The 22,393-nt window shown below is 60.7% G+C and carries 19 protein-coding genes; 6 read left to right on the top strand and 13 right to left on the bottom strand.

Going from position 1 to position 22,393, the window contains the following annotated elements:
* Positions 1-145: 145 nt before the first annotated feature.
* A complete protein-coding gene (locus tag HGK27_RS21510) occupies positions 146-691 on the top strand; it encodes a carboxymuconolactone decarboxylase family protein (protein ID WP_206244859.1) in 546 nt (181 codons plus the stop codon).
* 60 nt (positions 692-751) lie between these two features.
* On the opposite strand, the gene HGK27_RS21505 is transcribed toward HGK27_RS21510, so the two are convergent.
* The 6 genes from HGK27_RS21505 to HGK27_RS21480 all read right to left on the bottom strand — a co-directional run bounded on the left by HGK27_RS21505 (position 752) and on the right by HGK27_RS21480 (position 6,976).
* Positions 752-1,462: an SDR family NAD(P)-dependent oxidoreductase gene (locus HGK27_RS21505; RefSeq protein WP_206244858.1), complete on the bottom strand. Its 711-nt coding sequence runs from the start codon at positions 1,460-1,462 to the stop codon at positions 752-754.
* Entirely contained in the window at positions 1,459-2,211 is a 753-nt protein-coding gene (yaaA, locus tag HGK27_RS21500) for a peroxide stress protein YaaA (protein WP_206244857.1), read from the bottom strand. The genes HGK27_RS21505 and yaaA overlap by 4 nt, the downstream gene beginning before the upstream one ends.
* Positions 2,212-2,249: 38 nt before the next feature.
* Positions 2,250-3,269: a LacI family DNA-binding transcriptional regulator gene (locus HGK27_RS21495; protein WP_206244856.1), complete on the bottom strand. Its 1,020-nt coding sequence runs from the start codon at positions 3,267-3,269 to the stop codon at positions 2,250-2,252.
* Between the two features lie 546 nt (positions 3,270-3,815).
* Positions 3,816-4,853 (bottom strand): IS110 family RNA-guided transposase, encoded by a 1,038-nt coding sequence (locus HGK27_RS21490; RefSeq protein ID WP_206239818.1) that lies wholly within the window; start codon positions 4,851-4,853, stop codon positions 3,816-3,818.
* A gap of 559 nt (positions 4,854-5,412) precedes the next feature.
* Entirely contained in the window at positions 5,413-6,222 is an 810-nt protein-coding gene (locus tag HGK27_RS21485) for a hypothetical protein (protein WP_206244855.1), read from the bottom strand.
* Positions 6,223-6,694: 472 nt separating this feature from the next.
* Positions 6,695-6,976: a hypothetical protein gene (locus HGK27_RS21480; protein ID WP_206244854.1), complete on the bottom strand. Its 282-nt coding sequence runs from the start codon at positions 6,974-6,976 to the stop codon at positions 6,695-6,697.
* Between the two features lie 550 nt (positions 6,977-7,526).
* Between HGK27_RS21480 and HGK27_RS21475 the strand changes: the two genes are divergently transcribed.
* The gene (locus tag HGK27_RS21475; protein WP_206244853.1) at positions 7,527-8,261 is read left to right on the top strand and encodes a hypothetical protein; all 735 of its coding nucleotides are present in this window, start codon (positions 7,527-7,529) and stop codon (positions 8,259-8,261) included.
* A 454-nt stretch (positions 8,262-8,715) separates the two neighbouring features.
* On the opposite strand, the gene HGK27_RS21470 is transcribed toward HGK27_RS21475, so the two are convergent.
* The 3 genes from HGK27_RS21470 to HGK27_RS21460 all read right to left on the bottom strand — a co-directional run bounded on the left by HGK27_RS21470 (position 8,716) and on the right by HGK27_RS21460 (position 10,734).
* Positions 8,716-9,432: an LssY C-terminal domain-containing protein gene (locus HGK27_RS21470; protein ID WP_206244852.1), complete on the bottom strand. Its 717-nt coding sequence runs from the start codon at positions 9,430-9,432 to the stop codon at positions 8,716-8,718.
* A 53-nt stretch (positions 9,433-9,485) separates the two neighbouring features.
* A complete protein-coding gene (locus HGK27_RS21465; protein WP_206244851.1) occupies positions 9,486-9,926 on the bottom strand; it encodes a DUF2721 domain-containing protein in 441 nt (146 codons plus the stop codon).
* A 73-nt stretch (positions 9,927-9,999) separates the two neighbouring features.
* A complete protein-coding gene (locus tag HGK27_RS21460; protein ID WP_206244850.1) occupies positions 10,000-10,734 on the bottom strand; it encodes a Crp/Fnr family transcriptional regulator in 735 nt (244 codons plus the stop codon).
* Positions 10,735-10,967: 233 nt separating this feature from the next.
* Between HGK27_RS21460 and HGK27_RS21455 the strand changes: the two genes are divergently transcribed.
* Positions 10,968-13,607 (top strand): HWE histidine kinase domain-containing protein, encoded by a 2,640-nt coding sequence (locus tag HGK27_RS21455; RefSeq protein WP_206244849.1) that lies wholly within the window; start codon positions 10,968-10,970, stop codon positions 13,605-13,607.
* Positions 13,608-13,620: 13 nt separating this feature from the next.
* Here HGK27_RS21455 and HGK27_RS21450 read toward each other — a convergent pair whose 3' ends face one another.
* The 4 genes from HGK27_RS21450 to HGK27_RS21435 all read right to left on the bottom strand — a co-directional run bounded on the left by HGK27_RS21450 (position 13,621) and on the right by HGK27_RS21435 (position 19,439).
* A complete protein-coding gene (locus tag HGK27_RS21450; RefSeq protein ID WP_206244848.1) occupies positions 13,621-13,986 on the bottom strand; it encodes a response regulator in 366 nt (121 codons plus the stop codon).
* Positions 13,987-14,571: 585 nt separating this feature from the next.
* The gene (locus HGK27_RS21445) at positions 14,572-15,906 is read right to left on the bottom strand and encodes an MFS transporter (protein WP_206244847.1); all 1,335 of its coding nucleotides are present in this window, start codon (positions 15,904-15,906) and stop codon (positions 14,572-14,574) included.
* Between the two features lie 85 nt (positions 15,907-15,991).
* The gene (locus HGK27_RS21440; protein WP_206244846.1) at positions 15,992-18,379 is read right to left on the bottom strand and encodes a TonB-dependent receptor; all 2,388 of its coding nucleotides are present in this window, start codon (positions 18,377-18,379) and stop codon (positions 15,992-15,994) included.
* Positions 18,380-18,548: 169 nt separating this feature from the next.
* The gene (locus HGK27_RS21435) at positions 18,549-19,439 is read right to left on the bottom strand and encodes a LysR family transcriptional regulator (RefSeq protein WP_206244845.1); all 891 of its coding nucleotides are present in this window, start codon (positions 19,437-19,439) and stop codon (positions 18,549-18,551) included.
* 184 nt (positions 19,440-19,623) lie between these two features.
* Between HGK27_RS21435 and HGK27_RS21430 the strand changes: the two genes are divergently transcribed.
* The 3 genes from HGK27_RS21430 to HGK27_RS21420 are packed head-to-tail and all read left to right on the top strand — an operon-like array spanning position 19,624 to position 22,121.
* Positions 19,624-20,259, top strand: a complete 636-nt coding sequence (locus tag HGK27_RS21430; protein WP_206244844.1) for a nuclear transport factor 2 family protein — start codon at positions 19,624-19,626, stop codon at positions 20,257-20,259.
* A gap of 15 nt (positions 20,260-20,274) precedes the next feature.
* Positions 20,275-20,991, top strand: coding sequence for an MBL fold metallo-hydrolase (locus HGK27_RS21425; protein ID WP_206244843.1), 717 nt, complete (start codon positions 20,275-20,277; stop codon positions 20,989-20,991).
* Positions 20,991-22,121 (top strand): FAD-dependent monooxygenase, encoded by a 1,131-nt coding sequence (locus HGK27_RS21420; protein WP_206244842.1) that lies wholly within the window; start codon positions 20,991-20,993, stop codon positions 22,119-22,121. The genes HGK27_RS21425 and HGK27_RS21420 overlap by 1 nt, the downstream gene beginning before the upstream one ends.
* Positions 22,122-22,393: the final 272 nt, after the last annotated feature.

Here is a 22,393-nt window from a genome sequence, read left to right as displayed (position 1 = left end):
AAGGAGCTTGACTCTATATTAGGAGTCCTAAATATGAAAGCGCTTTCCGCCTTTTCCGGGCCGAAACGCAAAAGCGGTCCGGCGACTGCCATCGCCGAACCGCCCGAACACCCGCTCCGAGAGCATCAGAACAGGAATGACACTTATGGCATATGTGAAGCTTATCGATCCAGCCTCTTGCGCATCCCCGATCAAGCCGACGCTTGACAGGATCGCGGGCGGTTTTGGCGTGGTGCCCAACATGTTCAAGGCGGTGGCCAATTCGCCCGCTGCTCTGGCCAGCATGTGGGGCGCTTTTGGCGCGCTTTCCACCGGCAGTCTGGGTGCAAGGCTGGGTGAGGAACTGGCCGTCGCCATCGCCAATGTGAACCGCTGCGGCTATTGTCTGGCGGCCCATACGGTGCTGGGCCAGAAAGCAGGCGCCTCGGCTGCGGAAATGGCACAGGCGCAGGCAGGTCATACCGCCGATCCGCGCACGCAGGCGGCGCTGGATTTTGCGTTGAAGATGGTGCGCGATCGTGCCGCCGTCAGCGCGGATGATGTCGCCGCGCTCAAGGCGGCGGGCTTCGACGATGAGGGCGTGGTGGAGATCATCGCCCATATCGCGCTCAATCTTTTCACCAATTATATCAATGTCGCGCTGGATGTGCCGGTGGATTTCCCCGAGGTGGCGCTGACGCCGGTCGCCTGATCCTGCACAGGCCGGGCTCCTGACGGGGCCCGGCCACCCTGCGGGTGCGTGCCTTCAGGCTCAGAAGGGAATTTCGATCCCCTCGAAATCGAAGAACTTTCCGCTATCATGCGGCTTGAGGTCCTCGATCACATCGAGCAGTTGCAACGCCGCGCGCTCGGCATCGAACAGCTTTCCGGCGGCGACATGGGCCTGAAAGGGCCGTGACAGCGCGGTATCGACCGTGCCGGGATGCAACGTCACGACAAGCGCGCGATCGTTGCGCCGCTGCTCCTCGATGGCCAGATTGCGCATCAGCATGTTGAGCGCCGCCTTTGAGGCGCGATAGCCATGCCAGCCACCCAGCCGATTGTCCGTGATCGAGCCGATCCTTGCCGACAGCGCGGCAAAGGCGCTGCGCCCGGCCCTGGGCATCAGCGGCAGAAAATGCTTGGCCACCAGCGCCGGGCCGATGGCATTGACGGCATGGACCTTGGCCAGCCACGCCGGATCGAGATCGCGCAGCGCCTTCTCGGGCCCCTGATCGCCCTCATGCAGCAGGCCGGTCGCCACGATCACCAGCGAGGGCGGCGGCCCCTTGGCGACATGCGCGGCGGCGGCGGCAATGCTGCCCTCATCCAGCAGATCGAGGTGCTGTGCGCCGCTGCGCGAGCGGGCGAAGCCATGGACTTTGGCAAAGCTGCCTTCCTCGATCAGCGCGGCCTCAAAGGCGCCGCCGATCCCGCCCGAGGCGCCGATGATCACGGCGGAGCTTGTGCCGCTGCCGCTCATACGCGGGTGAAGCGCCAGCGGTCGGGCTCGCTTTCGGCGGCGTCGAAGCGGTAACCGTCCGTGTCGAAGCCGCGCATGGCGTCGATGTCGGTGATATGGTGCTCGCACATCCAGCGGGCCATCATGCCGCGCGCGCGCTTGGCGTGGAAGCTGACGAAGCGCGGGCCGTCGGGGCCCGGTTCGCGGAACTCCACCTCGATCACGCGCAGGCCCGGCAATTGGCCGGCAACGGCGGCGAAATACTCCTGGCTGGCGAGGTTCAGCACCGTGCCGGTGCCCTCTTCCTCAACCTGCTCAAGCAGCCAGTTGGCGATGCGGTCACCCCACCAGTCGGTCAGCTTTTTGTATCCGGGCGCCCAGCGCGTGCCCATCTCCAGCCGATAGGGCCGGATCGCATCGAGGGGGCGCAGCAGGCCATAAAGCCCCGAAAGCATCCGCACATGGTTCTGGGCAAAAGCCACACCCGGCTCATCGAGCGTATGCACCTCGAAACCGGTGTAGACATCGCCTGCAAAGGCGAAGAGCGCCTGCCGCTCGGGCTGATCGGTAAAGCTGTTGAAACGCTCGACATTGAGCTGCGCCAGCTTGGGCGAGATATGCATCAGCTTGCCGAGCTGCTCTGCTGTAAGATCGGCGGCGGACCGGGCGAGGCCCAGCGCTTCCTTGGCAAAATGCGGCGTGGACACGTCGAGCGGCGGCAGCTTGCGTTCGAAATCAAGCGTCTTGGCGGGGGAGAGCAGGGCAATCATCGGGAGCGCGTTAGCGAGGGTGGCCTACAGCGTCAAATTCAGATCATCATCCCCACGGGCGATCTCGGGCAAGCGGGCGCGGAGCCTGCCTGCCTGTCCATCACGGCATTGAGCAGAATGCTGCCCGCGATCTGGAAATCGGGCGCGATCGAGGGGATCGGCGGATTCGCGTGCCGAGCCTCGTAAGAGCCGTCAAAGCCGATCAGCAGTATGCGGCCAAGTGCGCCGCCGCTGCGCAGGGCATTCTGCAGGCCCAGCGCCAGACTGTCATTGGCGGCGATCACCCCGTCGCAAGCGGGCAGCGTCGCCAGCAGGGCGCGGCCCGCCTTTTCGCCCTGATGCAGGCGGGATGTGCCCTTGGGCATGTCGAGCGCATGCAGCACCAGGCCTTGCTCGGCCAGAGCGGCCTGGCTGGCGGCAAAGCGCTCGGCAAATTGCGGCGGAGCATGGGACCCGCCGCCCAGAAAAGCGATGCTGCGGCAACCCGCCTCCAGCAGATGCCGCGCCGCCAGCCGACCGCCCATGGCATTGTCGGCACGAACCCAGCGCATATCCTCATGCGGCGTGCCCCAGCCCACGATGTTGGCGCCGCCCCGCGCGATCTGGCGGAAATAGCGCCATGCCGCCTGATTCTCGCTGGTGCCGATCACGATCAGCCCGGCTGCCTTGCGCGCTTCCTCATAATTGCCGCACAGCGTTTCGGGGTGGCTCTGGAAGGAGACCAGCGTTTCCAGCCCGCGGGCCGAGGCGGCCTGACAGATCGCCGCCAGCAGCGTGTGATGGAAGGGATTGCAATGCTCCGGCGCGGCGCCCTTGCGGGCGAGCACGATCACGGCGATCCTGTCGATGCGCCCGGTCCGCACCGAGGCGGCTACGCTGTCGGTCTGATAGCCGAGCGCGCGGGCGATGTCCGCCACTCTTTCCCGCGTCTGCGCCGAGACGGAAGAATGCCCGGCCAGCGCCCGCGAGACGGTGGACTGGCTGACCCCGGCCTTTTCGGCAACATCATAGCAGGTCGGGCGGAAGCGGCGCAGCGTGGTGGTCTGGTTGTTATCCATGAAACAATTACGGTCTGCAGTTCCCGAATTTCAACTGACGCGAGACCCGCACAAATCTGCGGATTTTTGAGCAATATCTTACCTGGATGGCCACTCCAAGGAAAATCGTGGCATAAATCCTGACATACTTCGGAGTGGAGCGGTTTCCGGCTCCTATTCTGCACTTTGGTTCCTTAATCTGGTGGAGTCTCCGTTGGCCCCCCATGAACCAGTCCTCATAGGTCGGCTTGTCGAAGTATGAGCCTGCGGAATGGCTGCAGCGTTGTGGTTTCCGGAATGTCTTCTGTGGATGGCTCCCGCGTTGCAAGCACTTTTTGAAATTCTGACGATCGGTCGGGTGCAGTCGTCTGTCCGGCCTGTTGATGCAGTCGTTTCGGACTGCTGGCCCTGATGGGGTCCGAAAAACAGAGTTCCTATCGCCTTCACAGGCTGTTGCGCCTAAGACTTTCCACGGGTTGTCCCTGTTCCCGGTCTGACCGGTGTCGCCATCATTTCTCTTTGCGCTCACAACTCCGTTCGGCCGATCACCTCAGCCGGATTGCGTACTCATGCGGCCAATCCGGGCACATGGTGTGATTGATAGACCTGACCGCGTGTCATGACCGCCCACGCGATCCGCGCTATCTTGTTGGCCATGGCGACGCTGGCCACGCGGGCAGATTTTCTAGCCAGTATCCCAACGAGAAACGGGTGAACCGTTGCAGGGCCCTCCTTGGCGCGGCGTAGCAGGGAGGTCGCCCCGATGACCAACAGCTGCCGTAGATATTTATCGCCCATCTTGGTGATCCGGCCAAGGCGCTCCTTGCCGCCACTCGACTGCTGACGCGGTGTCAGGCCAAGCCATGCGGCAAACTGGCGGCCAGACCTGAACTGGTGCGGGTCGGTAACCGATGCTGCCAGCGCGGTTGCGCCAATCGAACCAATGCCCGGGATCGTCGCCAACCGACGCGCCATGTCATCGCTTCGCCGGAGAGCTTCCAGGCGCAAATCAAGTTCATGAAGCCGGGCATGAAGCTTGAGCACCAGCTCGCACAGCATGCCGATCACCTGCGCCGCTTGTGGTGGCAGATCAATCGCGGCCTCGCCATCTTCGATCTGTTGCGCCAGATGCAGCGCCCGCCCAAGTCCGATCGGAATGGCGATACCAAACTCTGCTAACTGGCAGCGCATCATGTTGACCAACTGTGTACGTTGACCAGTCAAAAGAGAGCGCACCCGGTGAAGTGACAGGGCCGCCTGCTGCTCACGAGACTTGATCGCCACGAACCGCATCGTCGGACGTGTCACCGCCTCGCAGATGGCCTCGGCATCAGCAGCATCGTTCTTGCCGCGTTTTACATAGGGCTTCACGTAGCATGGCGGCATCAGTCGCACCTCGTGACCAAGGTTTTGCAGTTCCCGCGCCCAATGATGCGATGTCCCGCAAGCCTCGATGCCGACAAGGCAGGGCGATAGCCTTGCAAAGAAGGGCAACATTTGCGCTCGGCGCAACGCCTTGCGCACAATGACGGTGCCCTCTTTGTCGACACCGTGAACCTGGAAGACATTTTTGGCCAGATCGAGGCCGATCGTGCTAATTTCCATGGCGGATGGCTCCTTGCGTGGGTTTGCCTGACGGCAACCTCATCATGACATTCAAATGTCGTGAGCGGGAGCCATCCACCTCATCCCCTCCGCAAGCAAAGGTCGGGGGAAGCCGCCATATGTTCAGATGCATGACGGGTGCATCACCGGAACCCTCCTATGGTTTGCGGTGCAGACGATCTAGGGAGTGCGTGTGGCATAGCCGGAACTCATAACGGTTCCGACCGCCGGCGCGGCCAACAGATTGGCATTTGGATCGTACTCGGCAATCTGTAAACTTAATGTGGCTTTTGTCGGATTAAGTTTACAGGCCTTGATTTAACGCGATTGCCTCACACGCACATGGGAAATTTGGCGCCCTGGTTTACAGTGTCTAAAACCACCGTTTAGTTGACAGTGAGAGGGTAGTCAGTGCCACCGCGCCACGACCAGGGCAGCAGCCCTCTAGTCCATCTCTCGCGAAAAGCCCTCCGGCAGATCCGGAGCGGTTCGGAGCCGCAGTTTCGCCGAATTTTTTGAGATGAGGGTGTCGATCATATTACTGCCCTTTAAATTATTTTCAGTCCGAACCAGATAGATATTGCAGCATAAATCTGTCATTTATCGCAAAGCCATTGACCAAATTTCCTTCACCATGAAAGCAATGAACATCTTCATATTGAGACGTCAGGCGGTCTGTAAAATGGATGAATGTTTCGTAGTTCGCCGGTCGATTGGCATATACCCCAATGAACGTCCACAGGTTGTAACTGTATAAATCCAGACGATCATCACTATTCATGGCATTTTCAATAAATGGGTATCTATTTTTTTCCGGTATATGGGGATTTTTCTCATTTATGCCTTTATCATATCGATCAATGATTGGCTTCATCGCCAATCCCATTGCGTCGATATCCGCGGCATCCTTCGACACGTTTATCGGGCGCCCAGCGGAGCATTGCACTTCTTTGTAGTGCACAGGTACATAGAAGTGCATTAGCCAAAGAAATTGATTGTACCTTTTTGAGGACACATGACGCCTTACCATCTCCTCCAGCCCGAGATCCCTGATTGCTTGGAATTTGGCTTTTTGCTCTTTGCTTAAGGAGTCTCTTCCACCGTATTGGATCGGCTCATAGGTAGGCACTAGCCGAGGGTAAACAGCAGAAACCGTTTCTGGGGAGATAGCTCCCAATTCGGAAACATCTGCAATTTTTGTCTCAGAAAATCTGGGCCTCGTCGCAGTTGGCATGGACTTCCAGATCAAGGCGCCCATCCCTACCGTGATTATCAGCACCACAGCGGCAATGGTCACTTTTCGGATGCGGATGAGCTTCGACCTTATGCTGAAACCATATCCGTTCGCGTCGCGATCCCAACGTTTCATGATACCCCAGCAGTTCTATCCTGCCCCGTCGGCCCATGCATCCGTGGCTAGTTTCCTCAGAGCGCATATAAATTCTACGCTGGAAATTGGAAAATTTATTTCATTTCTCGGTCTGATTTTTACAATTAGAAGGTGTAATTGGGCTCTGTGCTGGCAAGCATCACCTGGCGGAAGAGGTGTTTTTACCGATTTGGTCGGAGAGCGCGTTTTTCTTGAAGGGGATGCTGTGGTGCAGGAGAGAGGAGTTTGGTGCGGGTAGACGTGACATTTTCGGCCTCAGCAATTCACGCATGACAACCGCCTCCAAAATCGGGACGATTTTCATGATTTGTGCGTGGGTCGCGCTGTGTATCGCAAAAGGACCGTTTAGTTGACAGGGAGAAGGCAGTCAGCTCGCGTCAGGCGGTCCCGCGATAGCAGCCCGAAATTCTTCCCTCATGGAAAGCTCACCGGCAAATTCGGTCCGTTTCACTCACGCCAAAACAGCCACCATCTGCGCGAAATATGCGCCAATCACCATAAAAAAGCTAGTGATGGCTAAAATGAGATTGAGGATGATATTACTTCTCGGCATTATAAACAACAATCCGATTGATGCAATTAACTGAAGCTTTAGAAATATTTGAATGGAATTCCACAATTTTTCACTTGCTTGATCAAAAGCACCGGTCGCGTCTACATGCACATAATTGAAGGCCAAGACTACAGCGAGCATGCTTCCCACGATATGAAGGAGATATAACCAGCGTGTCATGGAGCGTTGTTTCAACCTCTCGGAGTTGGCATACGGTTAAATTGCCTGGTGGAAATAGCGTGATCCGCGAACTCTATAAAAATTATATATGAACCTCTGGATTTATAGGGTGTTGTTTCTTAAATTTATTTAAGTCCGTCGAGCGCATCCATAATTTACAAGGTAGTAACCGCATCTTGCCAAAATGCTCCAACCGATAGGGAGCATGTCAGATGTGGTCAAAATCTCAGTTATTTATAATTGGGTGGTCTCTGATAGCACCCGGCACGGCCAATGCAGCCAGCTCCCCTCAACCTGACCCGGCAACCTATCTTCAGACATTCAATGAAACTTGCCGGAAAGGCTTGCGGCCAAGCCATGCCTGGGAGACCTGCCATTCAGCGCCTCCCATCGTTAGCGCGATCGCATCCTCCCAGCTCCCGCGAAAAGCCCGTCGGCGGAGCCGCTACGGTTCAGTGCGGCTCCAGGCTTCAATTCTTAACTCACATTTCAGGAATAGAAATTTGCGAGCGACTCAGTTACGTCGGTGGAGCATCTAGGAGGGCTTCAGATGAATCTTCGATCGATTCTCATGGCCTTATTGATCTCATTGACGGCCCCAGCCCACCTCAATGCTAAAACTAACTCTATCGGCCAAAACTCTGGGCGAGAAAAGGCGGTGGATTCTCAGAAGCACGCCGAGGCTCTGGCTGAGATTGAGGCGATCCTCACGGGTCCCGTTACTGAATTTGGTTTGGCGACAGGCCCTTATGCTTCGAGTGAAGACAACTTATGTCGACGCGATATAATCCAATTGAGATACAGTGCGTACAAGGATGTGAAAGGTCGCAAAAAACAAAAACCCGCTGGACTTGAACCAATTGTTTCCCAGTATTACCTCCTTGACCACACTGCTGCGGCCCGTTCCAGTGATTTGCAGTATGCCTGCGCAAATCTCAGTGGAAAAAATTTGTCGTGGTCTGTCGGCGAAAGTGACTTAAACGCGAGTTTGGCTCTTAATATTTTGCGAGAAACCGTTGGTGATGTTCGGAATGACTCGCAATATGAAATTGATTGTGGCGAGCTAGACCGATCCTATTCAAAGGAAAAATGTGCAGAAATATTATTATCAGATGCTTTGGAAATACGGTCATTCAGCAAAGGTGAAAATGTAAATCAAGAAGAATGGTGGTTTTACACCGAAAAGGATATGATTACTATTGGAAGGGAATTTTCAAAATCGATCGGCGCGCATCCGTTTTATCGAATAAGAATTGAATCGGCCCCAATGGTTTTAATTGGCTAAATAGCAAAAATATCATTTGTTTATTGGCCGTTCTTTATTAAGGCGACTTGATGCCATCCAATGCCTTTGATGGTCGCTTTGGGCATAGCAAACAGATGCCAAGCAGCAGACGCGTGAAGGGGTCTAAATCGATCGCCAGCTAACCTCAATCCGTGCATCAAGAACTGCCTGACCCGTCGTACCGGCGCATCTGACAAATGTCCCGGAATCCGGCGCAATTTTGATGATTTGTTTCTAGGCCTCGCGGGTGTCCCAAAAGGACCAGAGTCTCCGATGCGGGCATTTTCAGTAAAGCTGGAACGGTTCAATTCAACTCAGGAGCGGAGGTTAATCGTCTTCTCCTTGAGGGTAGTTTGAACCGTACCGGATTTGCCGGAGGGCTCAGTTCGGAAGTGCCTGATGATCGAATGTCGGCTTTCGGCGGCCACGGGCGTAGGCGTGAAGGGCAACTTTGTCAGCGATTTCTCTGGCTACCCAGGTTGATCTGCGCGACCTTGCCATCCGTGAGATATTTGTCGCCCCCTCCATTCCTTCGTAGGCCGCCCTGGCTTGCGCCCGGCAGTGAAACCAACGAGATCGGCTGACCCTTAGCGAGAATTCTGGCGACGGTATCACGCTCCTGATCCACATTCGGGCCGATATGATGCGTGATCTGAAGCGTATAGAGGCTGATGCCGACGCCCCGGTCGAACGTCGCTGAGGCCACCCAATGGTTTGGCTCGACTTCCCAGAAGCGGACATGATGGCGCCGATCGGCACTGCGGCCTTCATCATGCTGATAGGCAAAGTCCTGCTGCTTATCGTTGAAGAACAGCGGGCTCACGGGAGCATCGGGATAGGGGCGGCCCAGGATCACGCTGCCCCCGATTTTAAGACCTGACACCACGGACACATTGTCGGCCTTCACCCAGCCTCCTCGCTGCATGGCTGCTTCGATCGCCGCACCGGAGCCATCGATCTTGAGGTTGATCGGGTCGCCGGGAATGTCCTGCGCTGTATAGGCCACCGCGTCTCCGAGGGGCTTGCCCTTCTTGTGCTCATGATGGCTCCAGATGCGGGGCAGACCGGCATAAGCCATGGCGAACCACAGAATTGGCAGCAACCATGCGATGGTCACGATGGTGCCGCCGATGTGACGCCTGTGATCCTTTGCCCATCCGGTGAACGTCATCCGTAAATTTCTCATGTCTTGTATCGTAGCGCGATGGCACTGGCTTGCCGAAATTACTGATCACCCGCGTCGCCCTCCGCTCTTTCGCGCGTGCCTTTGCCAGCCAGGATCATCTCAGCGCTGAAGGCGCCCAGCGCGGCGATGGAGCAGGCCAGCGCGCCGCCGAACAGGGCAAACAACAAGCGACCAGCGCTGCCCGTGCCGATTTCGCCGACAAAAAGTGTCATGGCCGCAGCGCAGGTCAAAGCGCCCGCGATGGCGGCAAGCAGCACAGCGGAATCCAGCACGCGTGAGCGCAGACGCAGCCGGGCCAGACGCCGGGGATTGCGCTGCACGTCGTCGACCAGCTTGTCGACCTGATCGGCGATCCGCCCGAGCCGCGTGGAAAAGACGTTCAGCAGCGAGGCAATGCCGGTCAGCAGGAAAATCGGCGTCAGGGCGAGTTGGACGACGTGTGCCGCCGCATCGATGGCGATGGGACTGTAGCCAGACATGGAACGCTCACAAACCGTGGTCAGCCAGGGCGGAGGGCCCCGGCGGGAGATCGAGAATACGCCCGGCCGCGGTTCAGGCAACAGGGTAGATACCGTGCAGCACCGTGTCGAAATGGTTTTCGATCGTTGCGGTGCAGGTGCAGGCCGTGCGGCGCAGGATCTCTTCATTCCGGACGATGATGACGCCCCGTCGCGTCTCGATCGTACCGTCCTGTCGCAGCCTGCTCACGACCCGTGTCACGAAGGTGCGGCCCACCCCCAGCATCTCGGCAAGCTGCTCCTGAGTCATCTCGAACTGGCAATCGCCGGTACGGGCAATGGCGGCCAGCAGCCATTTCGCCGTGCGCTGCGCAATGGTGTGGGTGGCGTTGCAGGCTGCTGTCTGGAACACTTGCGCCAGCAAGCAGTCGGAATAGCGCGAGAACCAGTGGCGCAGCGAGATGGAGTCGAGCTTCAGCTGCTCCAGCGCGGCTGTCTTGATCCGAAGAAAGCGCCCGCCATAGCGCACTTGCGCCGTGGCGAAGGCCGGGACATGCCCGTTGGACACGATGCCGCCAATGGCCCCTTCGCGCCCCACGAGCGCCACCTCGACGGCCATGGCGTGGTCATGCGTGGCGACGCTGAAAGCCGCCATGCCCGGGCCGCAGGGGAACCAGGTATGGATCACCTCTTCGCCGGCTTCCTGTAGCAGGTCGCCATTGCGCATCTCGAACACCAGCATGTGCGGCATCAGGCGCCGCCGGTCGTCTTCGTTCAGCGTCGCCAGCAGAGCGTTGCGGGACAGATCTTCAAGCAAGGGGGCGGACATCGAACTCTCCTTGTCGCTTCAAATGTTTGGCGGGCAGGAATGTTCACAAGTGGACAGACGCAGGGTGCGCCTTATGTTACTCGTGAACATAGCGCACTCCTGCCGCAGCCTGTCGGGCGGATAATTTACATTTCAACCACCGCAAAGATCTGCAACCGGCTCTGGCGCAATGCCGCTTTCTTGTCGTCGATGGCCGGGCCTCCATGCCTGGCCCTGTTCCAAAGAGATATCCCATGCTTCCACCTTCGCCTCCCTACACCGACGAGGGCCATGCCGGCGCACCGTTCGGGGGCAAGGTGGACCTGACCAACTGCGACCGCGAACCCATCCATATTCCCGGCAGCATTCAGCCCCATGGTGCGATGCTGGTGGTCAGCGCTGACCGTTTCACCGCGCTTTACGCCTCGGACAATCTGCCCGAGATCACCGGCTACACTGGCCCCTTCGCGCCGGGCATGGCCCTGGGCGAGATCCTGGGGGACGGGCCCGCCCATGACATTCGCAATGCCGCCGCCAAGGCAGGTGGGGGGCAGATCGCCGGGGTGGAGCTGGGCATGAGGCTGGCCCATGCCGAGCATCCGCTCGACGTGATCGTCCATCAATACAAGAACCGGGTGTTCATCGAGCTTGAGCCAGCCATCGACGGTGGACAGAGCGCCAAGGACGCCCTCGACCTGACGCAGGGCCTGATACGGCGCATCGCCATGGAGACCGACGTCGAGAGTCTTGCCCGGTCGACCGCCAAGCTGGTGCGGGCGATGCTGGGCTATGACCGGGTGATGGTCTATCAGTTCCTGCACAATGGCGCGGGCAAGGTCATCGCAGAGGCCAAACGTCACGATCTGCAGAGCTTCATGGGCCAGCATTTCCCGGCCTCCGACATTCCCTATCAGGCCCGGCGCCTGTATGAACTGAACGCGATCCGCATGATCGGCGATGCCGCCTATCGGCCGGTGCCGCTGGTGCCTGCCTTGCGGGCCGGGGAGCAGCCCGTGGACATGTCCTTCGCGCAATTGCGCTCGGTCTCGCCGATCCATTGCGAATATCTGCAGAACATGGGCGTGGGCGCCTCGCTGTCGATCTCGATCATCATCGACGGTGCGCTGTGGGGGCTGATCTCGTGCCATCATGATGCTCCGCGCATGGTGCCGATTCCGCTGCGCATCGGGGCGGAGCTGTTCGGGCAATATGTCTCGCTCCAGATTTCCGTGGCCGAGCGGCGTGCGCAGATCGTGGCTTCGGGTCTGGCGCGCGAAAGGCTCGACCGCATTCTGTCGGGTCTGTCGATGGACGAGACGCTGGCGCAAGGGCTGCGCGCCCATCTGAAGGATTTCGGTACATTGCTCGACTGCCAGGGTGTGGGGCTGTGGATGGATGACAGCTGGACCGCCTGCGGGGCGGCGCCCGGCGAGGCCGAGGCGCTGGCGCTGGTGCGCCATCTGGCGGGCGAAGGGCAGCACCACGCCCAGACCGGGATCAGTGCGCGACTGGGCCTGTGGTCCACGGCGGATCTGGGGCGGCAGACTGGCCTGCCCGGTTTCGGCACGGATGTGGCGGGCGTGCTGGCAATTCCCCTGACCTCCACCCCGCGCGACTATCTGATGCTGTTCCGCAGTGAGGAAGCGCATCAGGTCGAATGGGCGGGTGAGCCGGTCAAGCGCAAGGTGACGACCCCGCAGGGCGACCGCCTGACCCCGCGCGGCAGTTTCGAGACATGGCGCGAGGATGTGCGCGGCCAGTCGCGCCCCTGGTCGGAAAGCGATCTGGTGATCGGCGAGGCGGTGCGCACCTATCTGCGCGACGTCTTCCTGAAGCAGACCGAGGCCAGCGCGGAAGAGCGCGGGCAGATGGAGCATCGCCGCCGGGTGCTGAATGATGAACTCAACCACCGGGTGAAGAACATCATCACGCTGGTCAAATCCATCGCCTTGCAGACCGGCGCCCATGCACAGAGCGTCGCCGATTATTCCGCCTCGCTGGAGGGGCGGTTGCGGGCGCTGGCCTTCGCCCATGACCAGTCGCTCAGCGCCACGGTGGGCGGCGATCTGGAAACGCTGATCGAGGCCGAGGCGGGGCTGCACCGCTTCGGGTCGGCGCCGAACCGGGTGGTGGCGAGGGGCCCGCGCATCGGGCTGAACGACCGGGCCTTTGGCGCGTTGGCGCTGGTGGTGCATGAGTTGATGACCAATGCCGCGAAATATGGCGCCCTTTCCACGCCTCAGGGCCAACTGGATATCACCTGGACGCTTGGCGAGCAGGGTGATTGCTGCATTGACTGGTCGGAAAGCGGCGGACCGGTGGTCACGCAGCCGACGCGCAACGGCTTCGGCTCGCGCCTGATCCAGACGACGCTGGTCTATGATCTGGGTGGCCGGGCTGACATGGACTATGCAGCCACAGGTCTGCGGGCCCGTCTGGTGGTGCCGGGCCGGCATCTGGCGCCGGGGGAGAATGGTCCTCCGCGCCAGCTGCCAACGGCGGTCGTGCCGGACAGGCCGTTGGCTGATATGGCGGTGCTGCTGGTCGAGGACCAGTCGCTGATTGCGCTGGATACCGAAGCCATGCTGCGGCAACTGGGCGCGCGCGACGTGCGCCTGTCACCCGATGCGACCCATGCGATCCTGACCCTGGGCGCGTTCCGCCCGGATGTGGCCGTGCTTGATTTCAATCTGGGGGAGGGCACCTCCGAGCAGGTGGCACAACACCTCGCAGCCATCGGCGTGCCCTTCGTAATTGCCACCGGCTACGGCGATACGGTGATGATTCCGCAGCGGCTGCAGACGGTGCCGATGGTCCGCAAGCCCGCCAGCCTGGCCAGTCTGGCGATGAGGATCGAGGAAGCCCGGCACGGCCTGCAGTCCTCCTCAGCATAGCCAGAGGCCCGGATCAGGCGATCATGCTTCGGATAAGCCCCATAACGTGATGCTCATGATAGGGCTTGGGGAGAAAGGCCGTTCGCTCTGGTAACGCTTCCGGTTCCGGGGATATGAGCCCGGACGTCACGATGATGCCGACAGACGGGTTCGTTTTCCGGACATGCGCGGCCAGCGCAAGGCCATCGAGCGAGCCCGGCATCTGTATGTCGGTGAAGACGAGCTGGACGTTTTGATGCTGATCCAGCAGCGCGAGCGCCTTGTCGGCATTCGCAGCCTCGATGGCGATAAATCCAGCACTCTCGATCAGATCGACCGCCGTCATGCGAAGCATCGGTTCATCCTCGACCACGAGGATCGCAGGGGACGAAACTTCCATCGATATGCCCCTTCATGCCAGCGAGGTTGATGTCACGCCGAGATCATCGAGCGCATACAATTATCGGACAAGTCTCGAATGGATGGTTGGGTTCCGACAAAAGAGGTCGGTGTGATGCCCTCTCCCAAGTCGCGACGGGCTATTATATTGTAATAAAATAACTTTTCAAATAGGGTGATCTGACCGCATAGTTGCGGCTTCTCACGTTGCAAAGTCGATCGAGTCCGTGCAGAAGACAAATGACCAACTGAACAGACAGCGGCTTTCAGAGGAATCGCACCGAGGTGTGAGTGGCAGCTTTTCAGCGGATGACGGCGCGACGGACTCTGTCTGTGAAGGGGCATGAAAAGCATTGAGGATGCCGAGATGATGAAAGATCCCCCATGTCATCTGTGGGTGCCCCTGCTTTGCGCGATGCGTGAGATTGGAGAATTGAATTTGAGTGCTCAACAATCCAAGCATCGGAATGACAGAGTGGTCGTCAATCTCTATCTTCCCAGCGGAGTTTGGGATGGCGCAGTATTCATATCGGCAGATAATATATACATTTTTTCTCGGTGTCGTTCAGCTCATAGCTGGTCTCGGTCATGACAAGACATCTTGAAACACGATCGGACGACTCCGGAAAGAGGCGATCAGCGCGGCCGCTATCAACGGTCCTACGGCGAAGATCAGCGAAACACTGGCGCGCGACATGCCATGGGCGAACAAGATGCCCGCGATGGCAGGGCCGCTTGCACTGGCGGTCCGGGCCGACCCCATCACCAGCCCCATGGCCGAAGCACGCAGAGCGGCGGGAAAGCTGTCGGCCATGATGGCGTAAAGCAGGCCCGTGGTGCCGGCGAGGCAAAAGCTAAGTATGCCACCAGCAATGACAAAAAGAACAATGACCGGCGGCACCAGGCCGAACGCGACCAACGCCAGCGCTGCCCCGACCATGGCAGTTGCCGCGACCTTTGTGGGTGGAAAGTGCGAGGTAAAGGAGGCGAAGCCTACGCCGCCGACAAAGCCGATGGAGCCTGTCAAGGCCGAGGCCATGCTGCCTTGCGCTGGGGTGAAGCCGGCATCGACCACGATCTGTGGCAGCCAGTTGAGGATGTAATAGGAGGTGGTGGCGATGAGGATGGCAACCCCCATCAGCCGCCCCACGATGCCGCCAAGGCCGGGGGCGAACAGTGCGGTATAGGGTATCTGTGCCTTATCGGCGCGGGGCGGCAGGCTGGCGATACAAGGCTGGCCCAGCCGTGCCAGCACAAGGTTGGCACGGCTCAAAGCATCGGGGGCGCGGCGGGCGAGGATAAAGGCGGGCGATTCCGGCAAGGCCAGCGCCACCGCCACGAACAGCACCACGCCGCACAGCGCCCCGGCCAGAAACACCCAGTGCCAACTGGCCGCGCGCAGGATGGCTGCCGAACAGAGGCCGCCCAGCACTCCGCCCAATGGAAAGCCCAGCGTGGCGACGGCGGCCACGGCCAGCGAGCGGCGGCGGGCATTGGTGAATTCGGCCGAAATTAGCGTGGTCATTGCCACCATCACGCCAATGCCGATGCCCGTCAGCCCGCGTGAGGCGGCCAGCACGCTGACCGAACCGGCCTGCGACGACATGGCCGCGCCCAGGGTCAGGATCGCAATCGCGCCCAGCACCACCTTGCGCCGCCCCCATGTGTCGGCCAGCGGAGAGAGCGCCACCGCGCCCAGCGCCATACCGATCAGGCTGCTGGCCAGCAGCAGGCCGATCACATCCTTGCCGATATGCCAGTCCCGCCCCAGCACCGGCGCCACAAAGGCCATGGACAGCGCATCATAGCCATCGAGCGCGGCCAGCAGGACCGCCAGCCCCAGCACCAGAAGCTGGCGCGGGCGCATGGGGGCGTCGTTCAGGGGATTGTCGGGGACGGTGTGGATCGGAGCGGCGCTCATGGCATGTCGGCCTGTGTTTGCCCGGTGTGCGAAAGGCGCGGCCCGGGGCGGTTCCATGGGGAGGGCGAAGCGGTCGTGAAAGGTCTCAGAACCTTGCGGAGAGCCGCAGGCCATAGGTGCGCGGCGGTGCGATGATCGATGTGATCAGGTTCGATCCGGGCACCGGCGTCCCATAGATCTGCGCGCGATTGTTGCCGATGTTGCGGATGTAACCGCTGATCACATATTTTCCGTCGCGCGTGCCATAGGAGACCGAGGCATTCGATACCCAGCTATGGTCGACATACTCCTGCGGGATATAGTCGAAGCCAGTGTAGCGCCCGGAGCGATATTGCGTGTCGGCGCTCAGGGTGATCTGCCGGTCGCCCAGCGGAATGGTCTGTTCGATGCCCAGATTGACCGTCCATTTGGGCGAGTTGATCGCCCGCCTGCCCGAGCAGTCCACGGTGTAGAGCGCGCCTGTGGGGGCCTGCGCGCAGCCTGTGAAGGTGGGCGCCGGTGACACATAGGTGAAGCTGTCATAGCGGGCGTCGAGATATTGCACATTGGCGGTCAGCAAGGTGGTGTGGGTGACCTGCGCGCGTGCCTCGGCATCCACGCCCTTTATGGTCGAGCGTCCGACATTCTCGGTGATGACGCCCAGACGCCCGGTCGGGTCGATGCCGAAATAGCTCAATTGCTGGTCCCGGTATTTCCACCAGAATGCCTCGATGTTGAGCTGCAGCCGGTTGCTGAAAAAGCGGTTCTTGGACCCCAGCGTATAGGCGGTGATGTTTTCCGGATTGTAGGTGTTGAAGGCGTTGAACCCGCCCGCGCGATAGCCGGTCTCGACACTGGCATAGAGCAGCGAATGGCGGGCCACATCGGCCTCGATGGCGCCGCGCCAGGTCACCTTGTTGGTGCCCAGCGTGCCGCCGGGATAGGTATCGGTGCGCGCCACCAGCACGCCGGGGCTGACTGCCACGGGCGCGCCGCCCAGAGCGGGCGCATGGGGCTGCTGCGCCAGCGTCATCGTATAGGGCAGCAAGGGTGCGGCAGGGCAGGCGGCGGCCACGGCGCAGACCACGGCCAGCGCGGTGTTCTGGGAATTGAAGAATCTTTTGTGATCCTCGGTGTAGCGCGCGCCGCCGGTGAAGCGCAGCCAGCTGGTGGCATGCAGCGTCAGCCGTCCGTAGAAGGAGGGCGAATGCGTGGCGAAGTGGTTGATGTTGAAATTGGCGAGCGCTCCGGATGAATTATGGACGTCATCATCCAGATGTTCGCTGAAGTAATAGGCGCCGGCAATATAGTCGAGCAGCTTGCCGCCGGTGCTGACCAGACGCGCTTCGGCGGAATATTGATCGGCCTGCTGAATGTTGCCGACAGCCTGCCCGGATTCGATGTTGAGATTGTTCTTGAGCGCATGGCGCCACGCCGGAATGACGCTGACCGTGCCGATCGGCGTCTGCCAGTCGACATGCACGGCCACGCCATAGACGTCATTATGCTGATAGGGCGTTGAAATCAGCGGATCGAGGGAGCGCCCTGCCAGCTTGCCCGCCAGGCCATTGGCGGTGCGATAGGCTTGCGCCGCCGGGCTGAGCAGCCCGCCATCGACTGGCAGACCCGCCGGTGTGACGACAAATTGCCCGGTTGCCGGGTTGAGCGCATATTTGCCGATGTAATTGGCCCCGCCGCCGATGCCGCGCTGCTGGGCATAATCGGCCTCGACGCGCACGGTGAGGGCCGGGGTCAGCCTGACCTTCAGCTGCGCGCGGCCACCTGCCGCATTGTCGGTCTGGGTGCCGTCCTGCAGATAGCCGTCATGGCGCGTGTAGGTGCTCGCGACGCGGAAGGCGGCATTCTCGCCAATCGGCAGGTTGATCGCGCCTTCGGCCTGCACCTCATTGTAATTGCCGTAGCTGGCCGTGGCATAGCCGGATGTCTCGCCGGGGCGCGGCTGGGCGGGCAGGATGTTGATTGCGCCTGCCGTGGCATTGCGGCCATAAAGGGTGCCCTGCGGCCCCTTGAGTACCTCGACCCGCTCAAGATCGTAAAAGGTGCCGAAGGTGGCGCTCGACCGGCCGACATAGATGCCGTCGTAATTGTAGGCCGCCGCCGGATCGCTGCTGGCCACGAAGGAGAAATTGCCCACGCCCCGGATAAAAATCAGATTGCCCTGGCCGCCACCGGCCACCGCCAGCGCGGGCACCAGCTTGCCCAGCGTTTCAACGCCACGCACTCCGGTGTTGAGCAATTCCGCGCCCGAGACCACCGCCACGGGTATGGCGGCTTTCTGCAGGCTTTCTCCCCTCTGCTGCGCGGTGACGATGATGTCCTTGAGCCCAACGGTTTCGGGCGCCGGCGCCGTTGCAGAGTCCTTGTCGGCATGTGCCTGCGCCGGCTGGGCAGGCGCGCTCTGGGCCAGGGCGAGCGCTGGAACCATCATACCAGCTGCCGACAGCAACAGCCGGCTCTTGCGCGAAACAGACATGATCCCCTCCTTGTCGCCGCTTTTGTAGCGGCTTGTCATCGCGATCGCTCCGTTGCGGGCGTTCGGCAGGATCATGACATGCGGATTATGCCGCCGCCGGGGAAGATGACATTCGAGCGATGTTGTTACCTGCGAGGTATAGGATGGCCCGATCGCCGGGCGGGCCGGATCAGGCAGTGCCCTTCAGCTTGTGGGTGTAGATCCCGGCGGCGCGCATCGCCAGATCGTTGAACACGTCGCAGGCAGGGGTCAGCGGCACATTGGCGCGGCGCACAGCGCAGATGCGTGGCGCTTTGGACAGGCCGTCCACGGGGATGCGCTCCATCATGCCGGTCTCGCGGATCAGCTGCAGCCATTGTTGCGGAACGGGGGCCAACAGATGCGAGGTGGCCACGATCACCGCCAGATTCATCGCTGATGAGGCCTGCATGGCGATGCGCGGCGTTGGCAGCCCTGCGGAGGCGAAAAGGCTGTTCACTTCATTGTCGCTGTCGATTGCCATGGGCGTGGTCACCCATTCGGCCCCCACCAGCTGCTCCAGCGAGGTGGCGTGGCGCAGCGGATGGTCGCGGCGGCCAACGATGATGCGTTCGTTCTCGAAGAGGGTTTCGATGGTCAGCGCCGGGTCGACAAAGCCGGTCACCACGGGGCCGTAATAGAGATCGACCAGCCCGTCACGCAGCTGGCTTTCCAGCATGGGCAGCGACCCTTCGAGCAGGGTGATGCGGATGTTGGGATATTTCGCATGAAAGCGGGGCATGATTGCCGGGATCATGGCGATCAGCGTCGCGCTGGAGCAGCCGACGGTGATTGTGCCGCGATCCTCGCCCTTCAGATGCTCCATTTCCTCCAGCGTGCGGGCGAATTCGGCCTGAATGCCCTTGGCGCGGCGCACGAAAACCTCGCCTGCCCGGGTCAGCGTCATGCCGAATTTGTTGCGCTCGAACAGGGTGACGCCCAGTTCCTGCTCCAGCTCCTTGATGCTGCGCGACACCGCCGGTTGCGCCAGCCCCAGATGCCGCGCCCCGGCACGCAGGCTGCCGCGCTCGACCACCGCCACGACATTGCGCAGATGATGCAGTTTTATGGTGTTTCCTCCCGCCGGTATGGCCCGGCTTCCCTATATCTCCCGGGTAACAACCTCATGCAAATCGCATCTTCTGGCAAGTCTGCATTGTGCCTAGGGTGCAGGCCAAGCAAGCGGCCCATGCCATGAAGCGGCCGCCATGAGAGGATAGACACCTATGCCGCAAGCTGCCGCCGAGCGGATCGATGATGCGATGGACCGTCTGGCCATTGCCGAATTGCTGCAGAACTGGGTCCTGTGGCGCGATGCCGGTGATTGGGAACGCTTTGCCACCGTCTGGCACGATGATGGCCGCATGGCCGCCACATGGTTCCGCGCCAGCGCCGCCGAGTTCATCGCCGGGTGCCGCAAGGGGTTCGACGCGGGCATGGTGGGGCTGCATGCGCTGGGCGGCATCAGCGTGGATGTGCGGGGCAGCCGGGCCATCGCCCAGTCGAAAATGCAGATCGTGCAGCGGGGCATGCTCGATGAGGTGGAGGTCGATGTGACCTGCCTCGGCCGCTTTGCCGATGCGCTGGACAAGCGCGATGGCCAATGGGGCATGGTGTTCCGCCAGCCGATCTATGAGCTGGACCGTATTACGCCGGTCAATCCCGCGCAGGTGCCGCAACTGGACGAGGCGCTGCTGGCCTCCTTCCCTCAGGGCTATCGCCATCTGGCCTATCTGCAGACCAGGCTGGGCTTTACGGTGCATAAGGACCTGCCGGGCACGCGCGGCCCGGCGGTGGATGCTTTGATGGAGAGCATGCGGCAATGGCTTGATGGGGCCGATGCCAGCTGTTTCGATGCATGATAAGGCAGGCTGACCATGGCCGTGAAGCAACTTGAACGCGATCTGTGGCTGATCCCCGGCCTGGTCAATGTCTACATCCTCGACACGCAGGATGGGCTGGCCGTGATTGACACCGGCTTTCCGGGGCGGACACCCAAAATCCTCGCCGCGCTCGACGCGATCGGCAAGACCTCGGCCGATGTGCGGCATATGCTGCTGACCCATTGTCATCCTGACCATATCGGCAGCGCCGCAGCCTTGCAGCGCGCCACTGGGGCGACGGTCTGGGCGCACCGGCTCGACGCGCCAATGATGGAGGCCGGCACCACCATGCGCCAGCCGATGTGCGCCTCGCCGGGCTGGCGCAACCGCATTCTGGCCAAATTGCTGGCGGGCAAGGTCGCCCGGGTCGAGCCGGTCAAGGTGGACCGTTTCCTCGATGATGGAGAAAGCCCCGCCTTTGCCCCGGATCTGACGACGATCCATCTGCCGGGCCATTGTCAGGGCCAGATCGCTTTTTTGTGGGCGCGCCATGGCGGCGTGCTGTTTCCTGCCGATGCATGTGTCAACCGTCGCGGCCTGACCCTGCCCGTCGGCACCGAGGAGCCGCAGCTCGCGCTGGCCAGTCTGGACCGGCTGAGGCGCTATAGCTTCGACAAGATCTGCGTGATGCATGGCAAGCCCATCATGCGGGGTGGCGGCGACCAGTTGCGCGCCACCCACTTCGACACATTCAAAAAGAGGAAACCCTGATGGCCTGTATCTCAACCGCCCTGATCGTCGGCGGCAGCATTGCCGGGATGAATGCGGCCATCGCTCTGGCACAGCAGGGCGTCACGGTCGATGTCGTCGAACTCTCGCATGAGGCGCTGGGCGCCTCGCTCGCCTTTTCGGGCCGCGCGGCGATGGCGCTGGTCGAGCTGGGCATCTATGATGAGGTCTATGCGACAGGCAGGCCCGATCTGCCCGGCAACACGGCGGTCTCCATCCGTAGCGCCGCCACGGGCGAGATCCTCAACCCCGGCCCGGCACGCCCGACATGGCCCGGCGCGGTGCCCGGCGTCGGTGTGTTCCGGCCCACATTTCTCGCCGTGGCGCAGGCCCATGCCGAGCGGCTTGGCGTGCGGATCCGCAAGGGGGTGACCTATGAGACCATCGAGGAGGATGCGGACGGCGTAACCGTCACCTTCACCGATGGCGAGACGGGGCGCTATGATCTGCTGGTCGGGGCGGAGGGCATTCGCTCCAAGCTGCGCGAGAAGGTCTTTCCCGATGCGCCCGCGCCCAAATTCGCCGGGCAGCTCAGCATTCGCTGGATGGTGCCGGGCGAACCGGTGCCGGATGAGGGCTGGTATGCCTCGCCCGCCGGACGTCTGGGCTTCTATTATCTGCCGGGCGCCGGTACCTATGTGCCCTCCGTCATCAACATACCCGAGCCGCGCTGGTACTCGCAGGATGAGGTGCGGGCGATCTTCACCGGTCTGCTCGATACCATGCAGGCGCCTGCGATCCGTGAACTGCGCGCGCGGCTGACGGACAGCTCCGAACTGATCGGTCGCCAGTTCGAATGGATTTTGCTGGAGGATCGCTGGTACAAGGGGCGTATCCTGCTGATCGGCGATGCGGCGCATGCGACCAGCGCGCATATGGGCATGGGCGGTGGCATGGCGCTGGAGGATGCGGTGGTGCTGGGGCAGGAGATCGGGGGGGCGGCAACCCTGCCGGAGGCCTTGGCGCAATTCATGGAGCGCCGCTATGAGCGTGTGAAGCTGGTGGTGGAAACCAGCGTGCGTCTCGGTCAGCTTGAGCAGGAGCGTGCGCCCCATTCTGAAAATGTTGCTTTGCTGACGAAGGCCTTCTCTAAACTGGGAACACCCTATTGAATATCGGATGAGCCTCGCAGAACGTCACGATTTTTTCAGAATGAGTAGTTGTTCTTTTACTGGAGGCATGGATGCCGAAATTTTATTTTTAATCTAGATTATTCTGGCGTTCGAAATCGATGAGGGGGATTTCCGTTTATGGTATATTTGCGCACTTGAATGTAGAATGGGGATAACCAAACTCGATCTCCAGGATGTATTCGTTTTGATAATGCTTTGAATGAACGGTAGTCCTGTGAGCGGCCTCTTAGAATCCCGAATGACCGATCTGT

The sequence above is a fragment of the Novosphingobium terrae genome, assembly GCF_017163935.1.
Taxonomy (GTDB): domain Bacteria; phylum Pseudomonadota; class Alphaproteobacteria; order Sphingomonadales; family Sphingomonadaceae; genus Novosphingobium; species Novosphingobium terrae.
This window is presented reverse-complemented; position numbering and strand designations above follow the sequence as displayed.

Coding starts and splice junctions, on each gene's coding strand:
- HGK27_RS21425 (WP_206244843.1), top strand. CDS start 20,275: ATGGCCGTGAAGCAACTTGAACGCGATCTGTGGCTGATCCCCGGCCTG.
- HGK27_RS21460 (WP_206244850.1), bottom strand. CDS start 10,734: ATGTCCGCCCCCTTGCTTGAAGATCTGTCCCGCAACGCTCTGCTGGCG.
- HGK27_RS21450 (WP_206244848.1), bottom strand. CDS start 13,986: ATGGAAGTTTCGTCCCCTGCGATCCTCGTGGTCGAGGATGAACCGATG.
- HGK27_RS21480 (WP_206244854.1), bottom strand. CDS start 6,976: ATGACACGCTGGTTATATCTCCTTCATATCGTGGGAAGCATGCTCGCT.
- HGK27_RS21420 (WP_206244842.1), top strand. CDS start 20,991: ATGGCCTGTATCTCAACCGCCCTGATCGTCGGCGGCAGCATTGCCGGG.
- HGK27_RS21445 (WP_206244847.1), bottom strand. CDS start 15,906: ATGAGCGCCGCTCCGATCCACACCGTCCCCGACAATCCCCTGAACGAC.
- HGK27_RS21485 (WP_206244855.1), bottom strand. CDS start 6,222: ATGAAACGTTGGGATCGCGACGCGAACGGATATGGTTTCAGCATAAGG.
- HGK27_RS21455 (WP_206244849.1), top strand. CDS start 10,968: ATGCTTCCACCTTCGCCTCCCTACACCGACGAGGGCCATGCCGGCGCA.
- HGK27_RS21495 (WP_206244856.1), bottom strand. CDS start 3,269: ATGGATAACAACCAGACCACCACGCTGCGCCGCTTCCGCCCGACCTGC.
- HGK27_RS21470 (WP_206244852.1), bottom strand. CDS start 9,432: ATGACGTTCACCGGATGGGCAAAGGATCACAGGCGTCACATCGGCGGC.
- HGK27_RS21490 (WP_206239818.1), bottom strand. CDS start 4,853: ATGGAAATTAGCACGATCGGCCTCGATCTGGCCAAAAATGTCTTCCAG.
- yaaA (WP_206244857.1), bottom strand. CDS start 2,211: ATGATTGCCCTGCTCTCCCCCGCCAAGACGCTTGATTTCGAACGCAAG.
- HGK27_RS21440 (WP_206244846.1), bottom strand. CDS start 18,379: ATGTCTGTTTCGCGCAAGAGCCGGCTGTTGCTGTCGGCAGCTGGTATG.
- HGK27_RS21430 (WP_206244844.1), top strand. CDS start 19,624: ATGCCGCAAGCTGCCGCCGAGCGGATCGATGATGCGATGGACCGTCTG.
- HGK27_RS21505 (WP_206244858.1), bottom strand. CDS start 1,462: ATGAGCGGCAGCGGCACAAGCTCCGCCGTGATCATCGGCGCCTCGGGC.
- HGK27_RS21475 (WP_206244853.1), top strand. CDS start 7,527: ATGAATCTTCGATCGATTCTCATGGCCTTATTGATCTCATTGACGGCC.
- HGK27_RS21510 (WP_206244859.1), top strand. CDS start 146: ATGGCATATGTGAAGCTTATCGATCCAGCCTCTTGCGCATCCCCGATC.
- HGK27_RS21465 (WP_206244851.1), bottom strand. CDS start 9,926: ATGTCTGGCTACAGTCCCATCGCCATCGATGCGGCGGCACACGTCGTC.